An 18,639-nucleotide genomic window follows, 5' to 3' on the forward strand; every position below is an offset into this window, starting at 1 on the left:
GCCGCGGCGCGGCTCGAGGCGCGGCATGGCGACGCGCTGGCCAGGACACATCGGAGGCATTGAGTGGGCGCAACTGAGTCAATCGAGGCCGGTGCGCCGGCGGCAGGTTCCGCGGCGCACGCGGACGCCCGCGGCGCGGACCTGCACATCCGCCAGCTCAGCAAGCGCTACAGCGACGTCGCCGCGCTGGACGCGGTCGACCTCGACATCGCTTCGGGCGAACTGGTCGCGCTGCTCGGCCCGTCCGGCTCGGGCAAGACCACCCTGCTGCGCGTGATCGCCGGCCTGCTGCATGCCGACAGCGGGCAGGTGCTGTTCGGCGACACCGATGCGACCCGCTTGAGCCTGCGCGAGCGCAACGTCGGCTTCGTGTTCCAGCACTACGCCCTGTTCAAGCACATGACCGTGGCCGAGAACATCGCCTTCGGCCTGCGCAGCCGGCCGCGGTCGCGGCGCCCCGACAAGGCCACGATCAAGCGCCGCGTCGAGGAGCTGCTGGGCCTGATCCAGCTGGCCGACCTGGGCGAGCGCTATCCCGAGCAACTCTCCGGCGGCCAACGCCAGCGCGTCGCGCTGGCGCGCGCCCTGGCCATCGATCCCACCGTGCTGCTGCTGGACGAACCCTTCGGCGCGCTCGACGCCAAGGTCCGCGTCGACCTGCGCCGCTGGCTGCGCCGACTGCATGAGCAGACCGGGCAGACCACGCTGTTCGTCACCCACGACCAGGAGGAGGCGCTGGAACTCGCCGACCGCGTCGTAGTGCTGCGCGAAGGCCGCATCGAGCAGGTCGGCACGCCGCACGAGATCTACAGCGCGCCGGCGTCGGAGTACGTGTTCGACTTCATCGGTCGCGCCAACGCGCTGGATGGCCGCGTCGAAGCGGGCCGGTTCGTCGCCACCGGGCAGGCGCGCGGTTTCGCCTGCGACGCGCCCGACGGCGCGGCGCGCCTGTACGTGCGGCCGCACGACCTGGCCCTGGCCAGCCCGGACGATGGCTGGAGCGCGCGCGTCGTCGCCGCGCACCGGCTGGCCGACCGCATCACCCTGGAACTCGATGTCGAAGGCCAGGCGCGTTCGCTCGAGCTCGACTTCGCTGCCACCCCGGACGTGGAAACGCCGGCCGTGGGTCGCCTGATCGCAGTGGCGCCTTTGCGCTATCGGGTGTATTCGGCCTGAGGCCGCGCGGAGACGGGCTTGCTCGGCGCGTTGCCGCGCGTTGGGTGGCGATCGTGAACGAGTGCGATCGCCGCGCGGGTAGAATGGCCAGCCATGAGCTATCCCTACACGCGCCTGCGGCGGATGCGCCGCGATGACTTCTCGCGCCGCCTGATGCGCGAGACCGTGCTCACCGCGAACGACCTGATCTATCCGGTGTTCGTCCACGAACTCAAGGGCCGCGAAACGGTGGCCTCGATGCCGGGCGTCGAGCGCGTCTCGATCGAAGGACTGCTCAAGGTCGCCGAACAGGCCAGCGAACTGCGCGTGCCCGCGCTCGCGCTGTTCCCGGTGACCGCACCGGAGGCGAAGTCGCTTACCGCCGAAGCGGCATGGGCCGACGATGGCCTGGTGCAGCGCGCGGTGCGCGCGCTCAAGCAGCGCTTCCCCGAACTGGGCGTGATCACCGACGTCGCGCTGGATCCGTACACCACGCACGGCCAGGACGGGCTGATCGACGACAGCGGCTACGTGCTCAACGACGAGACCGTCGAGGCGCTGGTGCAGCAGGCGCTGTCGCACGCGCGCGCCGGCGCCGACGTCGTTGCGCCCAGCGACATGATGGACGGGCGCATCGGCGCCATCCGCGCCGAACTGGAAGGCGACGGCCACATCCACACCCGCATCCTCGCCTACAGCGCCAAGTACGCCAGCGCGTTCTACGGCCCGTTCCGCGACGCGGTGGGCTCGGCCGCGGCGCTGGGCAAGGGCAACAAGTACACCTACCAGATGGATCCGGCCAACTCCGACGAGGCGCTGCAGGAAGTCGCGCGCGACCTCGAGGAAGGCGCGGACATGGTGATGGTGAAGCCGGGCCTGCCGTACCTCGACATCGTGCGCCGGGTGAAGGATGAATTCGGCGTGCCGACATTGGTGTACCAGGTCAGCGGCGAGTACGCGATGCTCAAGGCCGCCGCGCTCAACGGCTGGATCGACGAACGCGGCTGCGCGCTGGAAGCGCTGACCTCGATCAAACGCGCCGGCGCGGATGCGGTGCTGAGCTACTTCGCGCTGGGTGCGGCGCGCTGGCTGCGCGAGGGCTGAGTTTTCGCGCGTGCTCGACAACAGGTTCGTCCCGCCTGATCGGAGTCTTGCGGGCCGCGCGCTCGCGGCCTTGGCGAACAGCGGCTGGATCGCCGCCATCCGCCGCGCCACCCTGGGCCGCCTGCCGTTCGTCCGGCTCGAAAGCGACGTCACCCGGGTCGTCTACCTCAACTGGATCGTTGCGCTGGACGCGGTTGCCGCCTTCGTGCCCGAAGGCGTGGAACTGGAGACGCGCGACGGCAAGGTCGTACTGACGGTGTTGACCTACACGCATGGCAACTTCGGGCCGGCATGCCTGGGACCGCTGCGCAGATGGTTTCCGTCACCGCTGCAGAGCAACTGGCGGCTGTACGTCGCGCGCATCGACGGCAGACAACCGGCGCCGCGGACCGTGCTTTTCATGCGCAATGTCTTTGACGGCATGCTGCATGCCGTGGCGACCCGCATCTTCAGTGACGCGATGCTGGCGCACGCGGCGGCGAGCTTCGAGCATCGTGAAGTCGGCGGCGCAATATCGACCCGGATCGAGGCCGGCTCGGGCAGCGCGCCGGAATTGGCGTGCGTCACGGCACCGGCTTGCCGCGGCGAGGTACCAGCGGAATTCGCGCCCTTCTTCCCGGGCTGGGACGAGGCCATGGCGGCGCTGTGTCTCCAGGATTCCGCGATCACTCCGGTGGCGACGATCGGCCGCGTGGCCCAGGCGGGAATCGACCTGCCGATCCAGCTTCAGGACGTGGCCGCCATGACCGCGGTCTCGTACGAGCCCGGCCCGCTGCTGCGCTCGCTGGGAGCGACTTCGATGCCGTTCTGCTTCTGTGTGCCTGGCGTGCGCTTCCAGGCGCTGTGGGAACGGCTGCGCTGAGCAGCGCACTCACACGCAGCCCGGCTTCCCCGTGACCGCCGGCGCCTTCATCCGGTAGATGTCGAGCTTGCCCGCGCTCGGCGCCCGCGCCTTGCCGGTGACCAGCAGCTCGCCCGGCTTGTTCCAGTCGATGCCGGGCCCCAGCGTCCAGGCGTCGCCGGTGTTGAACGACAGCTCCACCGGCTCGGCATCCGCGTAGCCTTTGCCATCGCATTGCGCGAGGAACAACTGCATCGGCTTGTCGTCGGCGTTGGCCGAGCGGGTGAACACGACCGCGCGCCCGCCCTCGAGCCAGGCCGCGTCGAATTCGTCGGCGCGGGTGTTCACGCCCGCTACCGGCTGGCGCGCACCGAAGCTGCTGCCGTCCCAGCGCGCGACGAACAGGTCGTGGCGGCCGGCGCCGCCGAAGCTGTCGCTGGCGTACAGCAACGCCTTGCCGTCGGCGCTCGGCGCCGGGGCCCATTCGTTGCCCTTGCCGTTGACGCCCGGGCCGAGGTTCTCCACCGCGCCGAAGGCGTCGCCGCGCACCGCGGCGCGATACAGGTCGTCGCCGCCGAGGCCGCCGTCGCGGTTGGAGAAGAAATACAGCCAGCGTCCATCCGCGCTGAACGCCGGATCGAAATCGTTGGCCTTGGAGTTGATCGCCAGCGGTTGCGGGTCCTGCCAGCGGCCCTGCTTCAGCGTGGCCTGCCACAGGTCCCAGCCGCCCTTGCCGCCGGCGCGATCGGTGCTGCCCCAGACGATGCGCTGGCCGTCCGGGCTGACGCTGGCCCGCACTTCCGACGCCGGCGTGGACACCACGTGCATGCCCTCGATGCCGAATTCCGCGAGCCAGGCGTGCGCGGCTCCCGACACCAGCACGACCGAACCGGCCAACAGGACAAGACGACGCATCGCGGATTCCCTTAACGGACGATGCGCCAATGTGCCGCAGTTGCTGACTGCCCGCCATCGCAAAACCGGTCGCGGGCGCACACTTTGCGAGCGCGGCGTAGACTCGAACGCGGACGGCCGCCGCGCCCCGGGCTTCGCGTTCGTCCGGTTACGCATCGCACGTGCACGTCGCACGCCACCTCCAGCCGCATTCGCGCGAGGCCTCCATGTCCGTCCAGCGCTACGCCGTCATCGGTCATCCCGTCGCCCACTCGCTATCGCCGCGCATCCATGCGGCGTTCGCGCGCCAGGCCGGCATCGCCCTGGAATACACCGCGATCGACGCCGCGCCGGAGGAGTTCGACGCCGCGCTGGCCGAGTTCGCCGCGGAGGGCGGCGCGGGCGCCAACATCACCCTGCCGCACAAGCCGCGCGCGGCGCAGATCTGCAACTACCTGAGCGAGGCCGCGCAGCGCGCGGGCGCGGTCAACACGCTGACCCGCACCGCGACCGGCTGGCAGGGCGACAACACCGACGGCGTCGGCCTGGTCCGCGACCTCACCGAGCGCCACGGCCTCGACCTGCGCGCGCGTCGCACGCTGCTGATCGGCGCCGGCGGCGCCGCCCGCGGCGTGGCGCCGGCCCTGCTCGATGCCGGCATCGGCGACCTGTACATCGTCAACCGCACGCCGGAGCGCGCCGACGCGCTGGCCGACGTGCTCGCCCAGCCCGGGCGCGTGCACCCGCGCTACCTCGATGATGTCGGAACGCTCGGCAACTTCGAACTGGTGATCAACGCCACCTCGGCCAGCCGCGGCGCCGGCCTGCCCGCGCTGCCGGTGAACGTGCTCGCGCCGCGCGGCGCCGCGGTCGACCTCAGCTACGGCGAGGCGGCGGTGCCGTTCCTGGCCTGGGCGCGCTCGGCGCGCGCGCACGACTGCATCGACGGCCTCGGCATGCTGGTCGAACAGGCCGCGGAAAGTTTCCAGCGCTGGCACAAGGTGCGGCCCGAAACCGATGCGGTGTACGCGATGCTGCGCGATCGCGACACCGTGCTGGTCACCGCGGACTGACGGCACGCCCGATGGACTGCCGCGAGCGTTGCGGCGCGTGCTGCATCGCGCCTTCGATCACGTCGCCCATCCCCGGCATGCCGCACGGCAAGCCGGCGGGCATTCCCTGCGTGCAACTGGACGAGGATTACCGCTGCCGCCTGTTCGGCAAGCCCGAACGGCCGCGGTTCTGCGCTTCCCTGCGCCCGCTGGCATCGATGTGCGGCGGCTCCCGCGAGGAAGCGCTGGCGACGCTGACGCTGCTCGAACTGGCCACCCGGCCCGTTCAACCCGCGCCCGGTTGACGCGGCCGAGCAGTCACTGCGCCGTGGCCACCGTGAGGCTTGCGTCATCCGCGACGGCGGGCTCGCCAGCGGCGCCGGCATTGACGGTCGCGACCGGCGACACCGCGGTGGCCGCGGCGTCCTGCACGCGGAACGGGTTGGTGCCGCCCTCGATGGGATCGGCGGTGACCAGGCGCGTCGATTCGAAGTAGCTCGCCATGTCCATGCCGAGGACGACCGCCCCGCCCAGCACGACGACGACGACCAGGCACGCGGCCGCCAGGGCGAATTGCATCCGGCGGCTCACGGCGATGGCATGGGTGTTCATGGGTATCCCTCCTGCGTGGAACCCATTTCGCATGGCGCGATGTGCCAGCGCGGTGAAAGCGCGCGCTCGCCGTTGCCGATGTTCAGTACGATTTCACTGCGGTGACGCCGGCGTGCATGCGCCACCGCGACGCCGACCACCGGCGCGCTACTGCAGGACGAAGCCGAATTCGTTGGTGCACTGGCTCGCCAGCGCCACGCCGTCCTTGCGCGCGGGCTGGAAGCGCCAGGAGCGCACGGCGACGACCACGTGGTCGCTGAAGCTCTGCGGTTGGGTCGGCGTGGCCCGGATCGCCGCGGTACGCCCGTCCGCGGCAACGGTGAAGGTGGTGGTCACCGACCACGTCAGCGGCAGGTGCCGGGTCTTGCGATCCTCGACCACGCTCGCGCTCAGCATGCTGATCGGGAAGTACGGCGACTTGCCGCTGGACAGCCGCGGCGCCTGGTCGAAATCGCCTTCGCACACCCCCTGGACATCCGCAGCGAGCGCGCGGTTGGGGCGCAGCGCCCCGGTGCGGGGACAACCCGCCAGCGCCAGCATGGCAACGGCGCAGGCAATGGCGGTTGGCTTGTTCACAGCAATCCGTCGCGCTTGACCGCGAGGTATTTCTCCACCAGCGCCGCCGCCAGCTGGTCGCAGGCCACGTCCAGCACCATTACGCCGTGGCTGCGCAGGGCGTCGTGCGCGGCGTTGCGCTTGGCGAGGTACTCCGCGGTGGCGCCGGCGCGGATCGCCGACGGCAGGTCATGCACGTCGCTTGCCAGGGCCGCGTCGAGTGCGGCCTCGCGCAGGCTGGCGACGCAGACCAGGTGGCGCTTGCGCAGCATCTGCACCGCGGCGAGCAGGTCGTCCATGTCCTCGTCGCGCAGGTTGGTGACCAGCATCACCAGCGCGCGGCGGCGCTGGCGCAGTGACAGCCCGGTGGCCGCCTGCAGGAAATCGGTGGCGACCGGCTTGGGCTGCAGCGCGTAGGTCGCGCGCAGCAGGTTGTCGATCGCCCCCACCCCGCGCTGCGGCGGCACCCACGCGCTGTCGCCGCCGCTGGCGAGCAGGCCGACGCCGTCGCCCTGGCGCAGCGCGAGGTACGACACCACCAGCGCGGCATCGAGCACGTGGTCGAAGTGGCTGAGCTCGCCGTCGCGGGCGAGCAGGCGGCGGCCGGTGTCGAGCAGCAGCACCAGCTGCTGGTTCTTCTCGTCCTGGTATTCGCGCGAGATCAGCCGGCGCGCGCGCGCGGTGGCCTTCCAGTCGATCTGGCGCAGGCTGTCGCCGACGCGGTATTCGCGCATCTGGTGGAAGTCGGTGCCTTCGCCACGACGGCGCTTGACGTGCGCGCCGACCAGGCGCGAGGCCTGTTCCGCGCTGAACATCGCAAATCGCGCCAGCGGGGCGAAATTGGGGAACACCCGCACCCACTGCGGCTCGCCCGCCACGCGCGACTGCCACCACAACCGCCAGGGCGAATGCAGCCGCAGCTGCACGCCGTCGAAGGCGAAGTCGCCGCGCGCGTTGGCGCGCAGCGCGTACTCGATGCTCGCCGCCTCGCCGCGGCGCAGGTGCAAGTGGCGCGGCAAGCCCTGCATGGTCCAGCTGCCCGGATGCAGGTCGAACACGTCCAGGCGTTGCGTGCGCGCCGCATCCAGTTGCAGGGACACGGGCCGCTCGACCCCGATCGGCCAGGTGTCGGGCACGCGGCGGCGCACGCCTGGGGTCGCCGCGGCGATCACGCGCCAGGCGTCCAGCACCGCGATCAGCAGCAGCGCGGCGCCGGCGAGCCACCATGCCGACGCCGGCACCGCGCCGATGCTCGCGGCCAGGCCCAACGCGGCCCACGCCGCGAGCAGCACGAGCAGCGCCGGAGCGGGGCGGGGGACGGTCGCAGCACTTGTCACGGTTCACGCCCTCCATGCCGTGACCGTGGCGGGCGGGAAACGCCCGCTGACCACCAATGCAGCGCGCTGCGGCGCGGTGCACCGGGCCGCGGCTTGCAGGACCTCGCGGCGCGCCTCATTGCCGCGGCGCTTCCACCTTGGCCAGCAGGGCGTGCAGCACGTCGTCGGGCTGCTGGCCCTCGATCTGCAGTTCCGGCGCCAGCGCGATGCGATGGCGCAGCGCCGGCTTGGCGATCTCGCGCACGTCGTCGGGCGTGACGAAGTCGCGGCCCGACAGCACCGCCTGCGCGCGCGCCGCACGCACCAGGGCGAGGCTGCCGCGCGGACCGGCGCCCAGCGCGATCCCGGCCCAGTCGCGCGTGGCCGCGGCGATCCGCACCGCGTAGTCGATCACCGCATCGTCCACCGTGACCTGCGCGGTGCCGAGCTGCATCGCCACGATCTCCTCCGGTCCGACCACGCGCTGGACCTGCGACAGGTCGAAGTCGGAGGCCATGCGGCCCTGGCTCACCGCCGCGACCATCTTCTTCTCGTCGGCGCGCGAGGGATAACCGATCAGCACCTTGAGCAGGAAGCGGTCGAGCTGCGCCTCCGGCAGCGGATACGTGCCTTCGTGCTCGACCGGGTTCTGCGTGGCCAGGGTCAGGAACGGCGGCGGCAGTTCGAAGCTGTGGCCTTCGATCGTGACCTGCAGTTCCTGCATCGCCTCGAGCAGCGCCGACTGTGTCTTCGCCGGCGCGCGGTTGATCTCGTCGGCGAGCAACAGGTTGGTGAACACCGGGCCGCGGCGGATGTTGAAGGTCTCGGTCTTCGGGTCGTACACGGCATGGCCGCTGATGTCCGAGGGCATCAGGTCCGGGGTGAACTGCACGCGGGCATAGCCGCAGTCCAGGGCCTTGGCCAGCGCGCGCACCAGCAGCGTCTTGCCCAGGCCCGGCACGCCCTCGATCAGCGCGTGGCCGCCGGCGAGCAGGGCGATCAGCACCTGGTCGAGCGCATCCGCCTGGCCGATGAAGGCCTTGCCCACTTCCGCGCGGATCGCCGCGGCGCGTTGCGCGAGCGCTGCACCGGTGATCGGCGCGATCGCGCGTGGCGTGGCGGCGTGGTCCGATGCCAGCGGTGGGATCAGCGTGTCGCTCATAGTCGGTTTCTCAGTCGGATCAGGGTGGCGATGCGGGTGCGGAAGGCGGTGGGGTCGTTCGCGAACGGCGGCAACAGGGCGTCGCGGATCTCGGCCGGCGGCACATCCCTGAAGCGTTCGGCCAGCAGCATCAGCTGCGGCTCGCCCTGCAGCGCGGCGGCCTGCGGATCGCGGCGGCGCAGGCGCGCGAGGAAGGCATTGCGCGCGGCGTCATGCAGCAGGTGCGCGTAACCGTAGCGGTAGGCGAGTTCGCCGCTGGCGGTGATGTGCTCGAGCAGGGAACGCCGCTCCAGCGCCGGCTCGGCCAATTGCGGACCGAAGCGCTGCATGCGCCGCCACAGCCAGCACGCCAGCGCGAGCAGCAGCGGCGCCCAGGCCATCCAGCTGTGCCGCAGCAGGATGGCCCACAGCGACGGCATCTGCGCCGCGTACACCAGGTGCACGGTGCCGGCGCGGTAGTTGGGTTGCAGCAGTTGGCGCGCGAGTCCGTGGCTCGCCGTACGCTCGAGGCCGTCGCTGTCGAGGAAGTCGAGGTCGGCGAGCACGTCGACGCTGCCTCGCCCGTGCCGCACGCGCGCGAACACGTAGCCGTTCTGCAGGTCGCCCCAGCTATGGACGGGATTGGCGCCGACCAGGGTGAAGCGGCGCGCGCCGCAGAACAGGAAACCGGCGCCGGCGGTGGCGACCGTGGCTTCGCCCGCGCCGTCGGCTTCGCCCGCGCCGGCCACGCCGTCGCTCGCGCGCGGGGCGGCGCCCGTCACTTCGACGCAGTCGCTGGCTTCCTTGCCCATCGGCAGCAACTGCAGCTCGCGCAGCAGCGGCACCGGCGAATTCTTCGCCAGCAGTCCCAGCGGCGGCGTGCGCACGACCAGGTGGCCGCCGTTGCCCACCCAGCCCAGCAGCTGCTGGACTTCGGCGTGGGTCAGCGCGCGCGGATCGTTGTAGAGCACGACCGTGTCGCGCGCGCCCAGCGGCACAACCGCTTCGCGGCCGCCGTCGGGCAGCAGCTGCAGGCGGCGCCGCGACAGCACGCGGACGCCGTCGCGCTCGAGCGCGACCTGCAGGGCGAACAGCGGATTGCGGCGGGCTTCGCCGGTGCGCGGCATCTCCATCACGCGCGGGACGCGCTCGTGGGTGTGCAGCCACCAGGCGGCCAGCCCGGCGAGCACCACCGCGCCGAGCAGCGTGAGCAGGACTACGCGCGTGGCGTGGCTGCGGACGGCCGGTTGCGCGCTCATGCCGCGACTCCCGGGAGCGGAGCGAAGAAGCGCCGCGACAGCAGCGCCAGCAGTTCCTCGAATTCGGCGGCGGCCGGCAGCCCGTGCGCATAGGCGGCGATCTGCCACACCCGCACCACGCGCGCGAACGCCTCGCGGTCTTCCGCCGTCGGCAACTGGCGCGAAGCGCGCAAGGTGTGCGCCTCGGTCGCGCCGGGCACCAGTACGACCTGCGCCCGCCGGGTCATCGCCTCGACGCTGCCGCGGTACAGCAGCGCGAGCGCGTCGCGCTCCTGGCCCGCCTGCCACAGATGGCGCGCGGTGGCGGCGATGTCGTCGGGCAGCGGCGCCTCCTCGGGCAGGGCTTCGCGCATCACCTCGTCCGCGTCACGGGCACGGCGGCGGGCGGGGTCGCGCACCCAACGCAGCCAGCGAGGCGCGGTGACCAGCAGCGCCAGAACCAGCGCGCCGGCGACGATCCACAGCCCGTACTCGCCGATCGAGGCGAACCACGCGCCCAGGCGCGCCAGGCCGGCCGGCTGCGCCCGCGGGTCGGGTTTCCTGGGATCCTTCGGCAGCCACTGCATCACGGTGCGCTTCGGACTGACGCGCGGATCCTCGTACGCGCGCTTGACCGCCTGCTGCCAGCCCTGGTCTTCCACCGTCTGCGCGCCGAACACCTCGTGCAGGGTCGATTCGCGCCGCGGTGGCGGCGCGGCATCGGCCTGCACCGGCGCCTGGCCGGCGAATGGATCGTTGTCCTGCGCATGCGCGGGCGACCACGCGCCCAGCCACAGCGTGCCGAGCACCAGCAGCGGCGCCACGGCCTGGCTCAGGCGCCGGCGCAGGCGGCGCAGCACCATCTCGATGTCCCAGGCCTCGATCTCGGTGCGGCGGTTGAGGTACAGGCCGAAGCCGGCGCCGACGTAGAACGGTTCGAGCACGCTGGTCGCGGTCCAGAACAGCAGGTTCTCGGCGAACTGCACCCCGTCCTGCTGCGACTCGAACACGTTCCAGATCCGCGCCGCGGTTTCCTGCACCAGGTCGTTCGGCGCGAACAGCATCGCCACGAACACGATGCCCAGCACCAGCGCCGCCTCGAAGTGCGCGAACACCAGCAGCACCATCGAGGCCACGCCGTACACCGGCGATCCCAGCGCGCGCCGGCGCGCGCGCGCATCCTCGCCGGCGCCGCCTTCGAGCAGATCGATCGGCAGGTACAGCGCGCGCACCGGACCCAAGCGGCGCCAGGTCAAATAGGCCGGCAACCAGCGCCGGCCGAAGCTCCACTGCGCGCGCACGGTTTCAGCCGCGGCGGGCACGTGCCCGAATACCGCGCGCGACAGCACGTACAGCGGGATGCGGTCGAACAGCGGCTTCAGCCACCACATCACCACGCCGGCCAGCCACACCGCGCCGATCGCCCAGCACAGCGCGTTGACCAGCAGCAGCAGCGGCAGCGACACCAGCAGCCACGGCTTCCACACGGCGGCGGCGTGGCGCCGCACCAGTGCGGTACCGAGCTCGACGGCTTCCCACGCGGTGCGCGGGCGCAGGGCGACGGTGAGGTCCTCGATCCTCATGTGCCGGCAACTCCGCCGGCCAGGCCATCGTCCGCGTACAGCCGGTTGCGGCCGCCGGCGAGCAGCCAGACGAACACCGCCGTCCACAGCACCGCCGCGACCGAATACTTGACCGACGCGGGCATCCAGCCGATCGAGGACCAGAACGCCTCGATGAACGCCGCCACCAGCAGCATCGCCAGCACGCCCACGCACAGCAGGCCGCCACGCTTGCCGGCTTCCACCAGCGCATCGATGCGCCGGCGCTGGCCGGGCGCGATCAGGCCCAGGCCCAGGCGCAGGCCGGCGCCGCCGGCTATGACTATCGCGGTGAGTTCGAACGCCGCGTGCCCGCAGACGAAGCGCCAGAACGGATCGCCATGGCCGACGGCCTGCAGGTGGCTGGCGACGGCGCCGCCGCGGATGCCTTCCGAACCCAGCGACAGGATCGGCCCCAGCCCCGCGACCAGGCCGCTGGCGAACACGCGGAAGGCGACGCTGACGTTGTTCCAGATGTAGAAGCCGAACATCGCCACGTCGGTGCCGTCGTCGCGGCCGAGCGCGCGCTGCGGATCGTTCGGGTCGTACATCTGCTCGAAGTTGGCCAGCTGCACCGGGTCGAACAGCGCGCTCGACAGGTCCGGCTGCACCTGGATCGCCACGTAGATCGCCACCAGCGGCGCCACGAACAGCAGCATCGCCGCCAGCATCGCCCCCTTCTCCGCGCGCACCAGGCGCGGGAAGCCGGCGAGCAGGAATTCCACCGCACGGCGCCAGCGCGGCGGCGGCGTGCGGTAGAGCACGCCGTGGCCGCGCTGCATCAGCTGTTGCAGGCGGTCGGTGACCACCGGGCTGTAGCCGCGGCGGCGCGCCAGCGCGAGTTGCTGGCACAAGCGGCGGTAACGCTCGGGCATCTCGTGGTCGCGCAGGCCGTGCCACTCGCGCCGGTGCGCGCGCGCCTTGCGCGCGCTGCCGCCGCGCGCGTCGAGCCACTGCTCGAGCGCGACCCACTCGGCCTGGTGCCGCTGGACGAAGAGTTCCTGGCGCATCAGCCCCTTCTCCCGAGCAGCCAGTTGGCGATGCCGTACAGGCGCGCCACCGCCAGGGCGCCGCGCGCCTGCACCAGCGGTTCGGCGAGGTCGGCCAGTTCGGCCTGGCGTTCGGGCGTGAGCTGCGGGCCGCGCTCGGCGAAAGCGACCAGCGCGGCCTGCTCGTGCGGCAACAGGACCGCCGCCGGCGCCAGCGCGGCGCCCACCGGGGCGGCCTGCGATTCGTGCGGGCGCGCGTCGTGCACGACCAGGGTGCCCGCGACCATGTCCCCGAGGCGGCGGCCCCAGGGGTCCGCGAGGCTCGCCACCAGCCCGGTCGCGTAGCCGAACGGCAGCATGTCCACGGTGCGCAGCAGGTTGCGGATGAAGGCCGCGAGCCAGCCGACCGGCGCGCCGTTGGCCGCGATCACGCGCAGGCCGAGCGCGCGCTTGCCCGGCGTGCGGCCGTGGTCGAGGACCTCGAACAGCACCGGATAGAACCAGAACACCACGAAGGTCGCCACGAAGTACGGCCCGTAGCCGGCGGTGCCGAGCATCGCCATGACGATGCTGACGAGCATCAGCGAGACCATGCGGATCGACAGGTCGATCGCCCACGCCAGCGCGCGCGGCACCGGGCCCGCCGCGGGCAGGTGCAGGGCCACGCCCTCGGGCGTGACCACCTCGCGGTAGGTGTCGAGCATGTCGAACCTGGCGCCGCGGGGCCTGCCGCCCGCGGCGGTCGCTCGCTCCAAACTCACCTCGGCGGCCCCCGTCGTCGGCAATCAGGCAATCACGACGATGGTATCGGCCATCAGGTCGTGGAGGCAGCGCCGCTCGTTGCCGAAAATGCACAGCGCGTCCGGCAACGAGAACAGCGGCCCGGCAAACGCGGCGATCAGGCCCGGCACGAACATGCGCAGGGCGAACACGCGGCCCAGGTCGGCGTCGCTGCCGTCGCTGCGGACGATACGGATGCCCAGCCACAGCTTGCCGACGGTCTGGCCGCTCTGGCCCAGCAGGGTCAGGTTGTAGACGAACAGCCCGAGCAATCCCGCCAGCGCGAGCACCAGGCCCAGGCTGAATCCCCACTCCGGCCGCTGCGGCAGCAACGCGAGCACCAGGATCGGCGCGAAGCAGGCGGCGTAGAGGAACTGGTCGACGATCCGCGCCAGCAACCGCTGGCCTCGGCCGGCCAGTGCATGCCCTTGCGTCGCGGGAATGGGAGGCGGGCCGGGCATCAGCGGCGCGCCCGGCGCCGCATACGGATTTTGGATCTCTTCCATGCGAACGCTACTGCCCCGGCTCCCCGACTTCCGGACCCGACTGTAAAGCGCGCTGGCGGCAGCGACAACCGCCGCGGCACGCTTAAGCAGGCAGCTACGCGGCCGGTATTCCCAGGTACTGGTTCTTCAGGCGCACGTAGTGCTGCGCGGAGTAGTAGAGCGCCTGGATCTCCGCGTCGCTGAGCATGCGGACCTTCTTGGCCGGATTGCCCAGCCACAGTTCGCCCTCGCCGACGACCTTGCCGGGGGCGACGAGCGCGCCGGCACCGACGAAGCCGTGCTTCCTCACCACCGCGCCGTCGAGCACGATCGCGCCCATGCCGATCAGCACCGCGTCCTCGATCCGGCAGGCATGGATGATCGCCTTGTGGCCGATGGTCACGTCCTCGCCGATCACCGTGGCGAATCCGCCGAGCTTGGCGTGCGGGCCGTCGTGGCTGACGTGCACCACGCTGCCGTCCTGGATGTTGGTGCGCGCGCCGATGCGGATGAAGTTGACGTCGCCGCGCACGATCGTGCCCGGCCAGACCGAGACGTCCTCGCCGAGGACGACGTCGCCGATCACGCTGGCGACGGGATCGACGTAGCTGCGTTCGCCGAGGACCGGGGTCTTGTCGAGGTAGGGACGGACGTTCAAGGGCGCGGGGTTCATGCGCGCAGTTTAAGCGCTCGCCGGCGCCGATGCCGGTGGAAAACCGCGTCCGTTACACTCGCGCCATGAAGATCGCCAGCTGGAACGTGAATTCGCTCAACGTCCGCCTGCCGCACCTGCAGCAGTGGCTGCAGGAGTTTGGCCCCGACGTGGTCGCGCTGCAGGAAACCAAGCTCGAGGACAGCAGGTTTCCCGACGCGGCGCTGGCCGAACTGGGCTACCGCAGCGTGTTCTGCGGACAGAAGACCTACAACGGCGTGGCCCTGCTCAGCCGCGTGCCCTTCACCAGCGAATGCGTCACCGCGATCCCGAACTTCGACGATCCGCAGAAGCGCGTGCTCGCGGCCACCGTCGGCGACGTGCGCATCGTCGACCTGTACGTGGTCAACGGCGAGGCGGTGGGCAGCGAGAAGTTCGCCTACAAGCTGCGCTGGATCGAGGCGGTGCGCGCGTGGCTGCGCGAGGAACTGCTGCTGTACCCGAACCTGGTCGTGCTGGGCGACTTCAACATCACCCCCGACGATCGCGACGTGCACGACCCCAAGCGCTGGCGCGAGAAGATCCTGTGCTCCACGCCCGAGCGCGAGGCGCTGCGCAGCCTGCTCGACCTCGGGCTGCACGACAGCTTCCGCCTGTTCAACGACCAGCCGGGCCACCACAGCTGGTGGGATTACCGGCTCAACGCGTTCGATCGCGGCTGGGGCCTGCGCATCGACCTGGTGCTGGTCAGCGAGGCATTGCGCGCGCGCACGCTCGCCGCCGGCATCGACACCGCCCCACGCGCGCGCGAACGCCCGAGCGACCACACGCCGGTGTGGGTGGAAATCGCCGGCTGAAATCGCGCGGCGCGCGCCACCAACCTGGAAGACCAAAAAACAAAGGCCCGGACGAACCGGGCCTCTGCACTCCGCGCTAGCGCGCGTTGTTGACCGCCAAGGTCAGCGCACGCGTCCGCGTCGGAACAGGTTGATGACCGCCAACAGCACGACCGCGCCGACCAGCGACAACAGCAGGCTGGCCAGGTTGAACGCGCCGTCATTGATGTCCGCGCCGCCGATCCCGAGCATGCTGCCGATCCAGCCGCCGAGGAACGCACCGACGATGCCGACGATGATGTTGAGGAAGATGCCCTGCTGGGCATCGGTCCTCATGACGAGGCTCGCGAGCCAGCCGATGATGCCGCCTACGATCAGCCAAACGATGAAACCCATCATGTGCGTTCTCCTTCCAGCTGCAAGTGAGAAGAATGGGGAAGCTGGAGCCGGTTTCCGCTCCCGCATTGGAGCCGTGGAAAGTCTGTGCGCGCTTGCGTGACGGCAATGTCAGAAAAATGCGCGCAGTGCGCGCCGCGCTGCAGTAATGAAGGCTTCGTTAAGAACGCTTCGCCCGGATGGGGTATTGCGCTAGTCCGCCGCGCGTAGAAGGCCGGCGAGGGCCGCTCGCGGCAGCTTGCCGGTCTCGTTGCGCGGCAGCGCGGCGACCAGGCGCAACGGACGCGGCAGGAACACCGCGTCGACGTGTTCGCGCAGCGCCGCCAGTACTGCCCCCTCGCCCACGCCGGGCGCCACCACGGCCAGCGCGGCGATGCGCGCGACCCCGGTGCGCGGACACGGATCGAGCTGGAAGACCACGCCATCGCGCACGCCGGCGACCGCGAGCAGGCGCCGGGTGAGGTCGCCGAGCGAGGCGCGCTTGCCCGCGATCTCGATCAGGTCGGCATTGCGCCCGCGCAGTTCGAAGCTGCCGTCGGCCTGCACGTCGACCAGGTCCGCGAGCACCACCGCCTGCGCCAGGTGCGGGGCCTGCACGGACGTGCCGTCGGGCTGCGGCGTGAGTTGCACGCCGGGCAATGGCGTCCACGCCTCCTCGCGCGCGGTGCGGCGGCGCGCGATCACGCAGGTTTCGGTCGAGCCGAAGACTTCGCGCACTTCGCAATCGAAGCGCTGTTCCGCGGCCAGCGCGAGTTCGCGCGCGAGCGGCGCGGTCGCCGACACGATGCCGCGCAGCGGCGGCAACCGCGCATCGGATTCGACCAGCGCGCGCAGGTGCACCGGCGTGGTGATCAACAATGGCGCCGCCGGCGCCTCGTGCAGCGCGCGCGCGATGTCGGCGGGAAAGAACGGACGCGCCCCGTGCACGGCGACCGGCCCCAGCAGCGGCAGCAGCACCGACATCTCCATCCCGTACATGTGCTGCGGCGGCACCGTGGCGACCAGCGGGGTCACGCGGTCGGCGTCGAGCAGGCCGTGCAGCGCGGCGAGGTTCTGCGCGGTGCTCGCGCAGAACGACGCCCAGGTCTTGGGATTGGGCTTGGGCCTGCCGGTGCTGCCGGAGGTGTAGCCGATCGCGACCAGCAGGTCGGCGCGCACCATCGGCGCGGCGCCGGCTTGCCGGGGCAGGGTCGCCGGCAGGTGCCAGCTGCGCAACGCGGGCGGGAAGCCGGCGTCGCCCGCGGCCAGGGCGTCGCCCAGCGCGTAGCCGTCGCCGTGCTGCGCGAGCACTTCCTCGACCACCGCGGGCGCGCGCGACGGTGGCAGCAGCGTGGTCTGGCCGCGCAGCGCCGCCGCGCACAGCGCCACCATGAAGCGGTAGCGGTCCTCGCACAGGTTCAAGGCGTAGCGGGCGTCCGGCAGCTGCCCGGCCACCGCGCGCACTTCGCTGGCGAAGCGCTCCAATGCGATCGCATGGGTGGCGTCGAACGCGAACAGCCGCGCGGCTTCGCCCGTCATCAACGCCAGGTGCTGGCGCTGCTCGGGTCCGTGGATGGATTGGACTACTGCCGACATGTGATCTGAAACCCGCGCTCCCAGCAGCGCTCTGCTGCCCGTCCTGGGCCGCTTTCCCCTTGGGGTATGTTACCGGCACCCGCGTCAAGACCCGTGCCCATGGCGTTTTCCGGCACCGACCCCGCCGCTCCCGACCACCCGCCCCATCCCCGCGTGCGCTGGAGCTGGCATGCGCACGTGCACGGCACCCCGACCGATCCGGTGGCCAAGGCCTGGCTGGCGGCGGCGCTGGGCGTGCCGTCCGCGGCGCTCAACCTGGGCCGGGAACCGCGCGGTCGTCCGCGCCTGGGCCCGCCGCAGGACGGCTTCGATTGCAGCTGGAGCCACAGCGGCGACGGCCTGCTGATCGCATTGGGCACCGGCGTGGAGCTGGGCGTCGACTGCGAACGGATGCGGCCGCGGCCGCGCGCGCTGGAGCTGGCGCGCCGCTACTTCACCGCGCCGGAAACCGACTGGCTCGCCGCCTTCGCCGCCGGCGACGCGCGCGATCGCGCCTTCCTGCGCCTGTGGTGCGCCAAGGAAGCCGTGCTGAAGGCGCACGGGCACGGCCTGTCGTTCGGCCTGGAGAAGCTGCGCTTCGCCGAGGCGGACGGCGTGCTGGCGCTGGTCGAATGCGCGCGCGGCCTGGGCCGGGCCGGCGACTGGTCGCTGCGCGAGTTCGTGCCGGCGCCGGAGTACGTCGCCGCCCTGGCCTGGCGCGATCCGCCCGCGCGCTGAGCGAGGGGACGTTCGCGTCCATAATTTCGCGATGACCCTGCCCGATTCCCCGACCGCGCCGCTGCGCCCCACCCTCGAGGCCGGCCTACGCACGCTCGGCCTCGATACCGCCTTCGCCGAGCCCCTGCTGGCCTACCTCGCCCTGCTCGCGCGCTGGAACCAGACCTACAACCTCACCGCGGTGCGCGACCCGCGGGACATGGTCGGCAAGCACCTGCTCGACTCGCTGGCGATGCACCCCTTCGTCGACGCGCTGGCCGCGCGCGGCGGCACGCTGGCGGACCTGGGCACCGGCCCCGGCCTGCCGGGGATCCCGCTCGCGATCGTCAAGCCGGGCCTGAAGGTCACCCTGGTCGAGAGCAACGGCAAGAAGGCGCGCTTCCTGCGCGAGGCCGTGCGCCAGCTGGGCCTGGCGGACGTGCGCGTGGCCGAGTCGCGGATCGAGGCGGTGGCCGAACCCGGCGCCTACGACGCGATCACCGCGCGCGCCCTGGCCACCTTGCCGCTGATCCTCGAACTGGGCGGCCACCTGCTCAAGCCCGGCGGCGCGCTGCTGGCGATGAAGGGCGTGTACCCGGCCGACGAGATCGCCGCCCTGCCGGCGGGCTGGACTGTGACGGCGAGCCATGCCCTGCGGGTCCCGGGCGTGGATGCTGAGCGCCACCTCATCGAGATCCGTCGCGTCTGAGCCCGGTAACCC

Annotated in this window: 21 protein-coding genes; 8 read left to right on the forward strand and 13 right to left on the reverse strand. The window is 71.6% G+C overall.

Going from position 1 to position 18,639, the window contains the following annotated elements; translation table 11 throughout:
* Positions 1 to 141: 141 nt before the first annotated feature.
* The 3 genes from BP05_RS10495 to BP05_RS10505 all read left to right on the forward strand — a co-directional run bounded on the left by BP05_RS10495 (position 142) and on the right by BP05_RS10505 (position 3,121).
* Positions 142 to 1,176 (forward strand): sulfate/molybdate ABC transporter ATP-binding protein, encoded by a 1,035-nt coding sequence (locus BP05_RS10495; protein ID WP_496363803.1) that lies wholly within the window; start codon positions 142 to 144, stop codon positions 1,174 to 1,176.
* A 93-nt stretch (positions 1,177 to 1,269) separates the two neighbouring features.
* A complete protein-coding gene (gene hemB / locus BP05_RS10500; protein WP_496363176.1) occupies positions 1,270 to 2,259 on the forward strand; it encodes a porphobilinogen synthase in 990 nt (329 codons plus the stop codon).
* Positions 2,231 to 3,121, forward strand: a complete 891-nt coding sequence (locus BP05_RS10505; protein ID WP_496363178.1) for a DUF2071 domain-containing protein — start codon at positions 2,231 to 2,233, stop codon at positions 3,119 to 3,121. The genes hemB and BP05_RS10505 overlap by 29 nt, the downstream gene beginning before the upstream one ends.
* 9 nt (positions 3,122 to 3,130) lie before the next feature.
* Here the strand turns inward: BP05_RS10505 and BP05_RS10510 are convergent, their stop codons facing one another.
* A complete protein-coding gene (locus BP05_RS10510; protein ID WP_496363180.1) occupies positions 3,131 to 4,015 on the reverse strand; it encodes a TolB-like protein in 885 nt (294 codons plus the stop codon).
* 206 nt (positions 4,016 to 4,221) lie between these two features.
* Between BP05_RS10510 and aroE the strand changes: the two genes are divergently transcribed.
* Positions 4,222 to 5,067 carry a shikimate dehydrogenase gene (gene aroE, locus BP05_RS10515; RefSeq protein ID WP_496363182.1) on the forward strand — a complete coding sequence of 282 codons (846 nt, stop codon included), beginning with the start codon at positions 4,222 to 4,224 and terminating at the stop codon, positions 5,065 to 5,067.
* A gap of 11 nt (positions 5,068 to 5,078) precedes the next feature.
* Positions 5,079 to 5,351 (forward strand): YkgJ family cysteine cluster protein, encoded by a 273-nt coding sequence (locus tag BP05_RS10520; protein ID WP_496363184.1) that lies wholly within the window; start codon positions 5,079 to 5,081, stop codon positions 5,349 to 5,351.
* Between the two features lie 13 nt (positions 5,352 to 5,364).
* On the opposite strand, the gene BP05_RS10525 is transcribed toward BP05_RS10520, so the two are convergent.
* The 10 genes from BP05_RS10525 to BP05_RS10570 form a co-directional block, all read right to left on the reverse strand.
* Entirely contained in the window at positions 5,365 to 5,658 is a 294-nt protein-coding gene (locus BP05_RS10525; RefSeq protein WP_496363186.1) for a hypothetical protein, read from the reverse strand.
* A gap of 147 nt (positions 5,659 to 5,805) precedes the next feature.
* The gene (locus tag BP05_RS10530; RefSeq protein ID WP_496363188.1) at positions 5,806 to 6,234 is read right to left on the reverse strand and encodes an energy transducer TonB; all 429 of its coding nucleotides are present in this window, start codon (positions 6,232 to 6,234) and stop codon (positions 5,806 to 5,808) included.
* On the reverse strand, positions 6,231 to 7,550 hold the full coding sequence (locus tag BP05_RS10535) for a DUF58 domain-containing protein (protein WP_496363190.1): 1,320 nt from the start codon (positions 7,548 to 7,550) through the stop codon (positions 6,231 to 6,233). The genes BP05_RS10530 and BP05_RS10535 overlap by 4 nt, the downstream gene beginning before the upstream one ends.
* Positions 7,551 to 7,665: 115 nt before the next feature.
* The gene (locus BP05_RS10540; RefSeq protein WP_496363192.1) at positions 7,666 to 8,691 is read right to left on the reverse strand and encodes an AAA family ATPase; all 1,026 of its coding nucleotides are present in this window, start codon (positions 8,689 to 8,691) and stop codon (positions 7,666 to 7,668) included.
* Positions 8,688 to 9,929 carry a DUF4350 domain-containing protein gene (locus BP05_RS10545; protein ID WP_496363194.1) on the reverse strand — a complete coding sequence of 414 codons (1,242 nt, stop codon included), beginning with the start codon at positions 9,927 to 9,929 and terminating at the stop codon, positions 8,688 to 8,690. The genes BP05_RS10540 and BP05_RS10545 overlap by 4 nt, the downstream gene beginning before the upstream one ends.
* Complete coding sequence (locus BP05_RS10550) at positions 9,926 to 11,491, reverse strand: DUF4129 domain-containing protein (RefSeq protein ID WP_496363196.1); 1,566 nt, start codon at positions 11,489 to 11,491, stop codon at positions 9,926 to 9,928. Before BP05_RS10550 ends, BP05_RS10545 begins: the two co-directional genes overlap by 4 nt.
* Positions 11,488 to 12,519 (reverse strand): stage II sporulation protein M, encoded by a 1,032-nt coding sequence (locus BP05_RS10555; protein ID WP_496363198.1) that lies wholly within the window; start codon positions 12,517 to 12,519, stop codon positions 11,488 to 11,490. The genes BP05_RS10550 and BP05_RS10555 overlap by 4 nt, the downstream gene beginning before the upstream one ends.
* Complete coding sequence (locus tag BP05_RS10560; protein ID WP_496363200.1) at positions 12,519 to 13,202, reverse strand: RDD family protein; 684 nt, start codon at positions 13,200 to 13,202, stop codon at positions 12,519 to 12,521. Before BP05_RS10560 ends, BP05_RS10555 begins: the two co-directional genes overlap by 1 nt.
* 81 nt (positions 13,203 to 13,283) lie before the next feature.
* Positions 13,284 to 13,784, reverse strand: a complete 501-nt coding sequence (locus BP05_RS10565) for an RDD family protein (protein ID WP_496363202.1) — start codon at positions 13,782 to 13,784, stop codon at positions 13,284 to 13,286.
* A gap of 94 nt (positions 13,785 to 13,878) precedes the next feature.
* Entirely contained in the window at positions 13,879 to 14,436 is a 558-nt protein-coding gene (locus BP05_RS10570; RefSeq protein WP_496363204.1) for a gamma carbonic anhydrase family protein, read from the reverse strand.
* Between the two features lie 65 nt (positions 14,437 to 14,501).
* Between BP05_RS10570 and xth the strand changes: the two genes are divergently transcribed.
* Positions 14,502 to 15,272 carry an exodeoxyribonuclease III gene (xth, locus tag BP05_RS10575; RefSeq protein ID WP_496363206.1) on the forward strand — a complete coding sequence of 257 codons (771 nt, stop codon included), beginning with the start codon at positions 14,502 to 14,504 and terminating at the stop codon, positions 15,270 to 15,272.
* Between the two features lie 102 nt (positions 15,273 to 15,374).
* Here the strand turns inward: xth and BP05_RS10580 are convergent, their stop codons facing one another.
* Entirely contained in the window at positions 15,375 to 15,647 is a 273-nt protein-coding gene (locus BP05_RS10580; RefSeq protein WP_496363208.1) for a GlsB/YeaQ/YmgE family stress response membrane protein, read from the reverse strand.
* 192 nt (positions 15,648 to 15,839) lie between these two features.
* Entirely contained in the window at positions 15,840 to 17,222 is a 1,383-nt protein-coding gene (locus BP05_RS10585; RefSeq protein WP_496363210.1) for an AMP-binding protein, read from the reverse strand.
* A 99-nt stretch (positions 17,223 to 17,321) separates the two neighbouring features.
* Between BP05_RS10585 and BP05_RS10590 the strand changes: the two genes are divergently transcribed.
* A complete protein-coding gene (locus BP05_RS10590) occupies positions 17,322 to 17,939 on the forward strand; it encodes a 4'-phosphopantetheinyl transferase family protein (RefSeq protein ID WP_496363212.1) in 618 nt (205 codons plus the stop codon).
* Positions 17,940 to 17,970: 31 nt separating this feature from the next.
* Positions 17,971 to 18,627, forward strand: a complete 657-nt coding sequence (gene rsmG, locus BP05_RS10595; RefSeq protein WP_496363214.1) for a 16S rRNA (guanine(527)-N(7))-methyltransferase RsmG — start codon at positions 17,971 to 17,973, stop codon at positions 18,625 to 18,627.
* Positions 18,628 to 18,639 lie beyond the last annotated feature (12 nt).

Source organism: Lysobacter oryzae DSM 21044 (assembly GCF_059568595.1).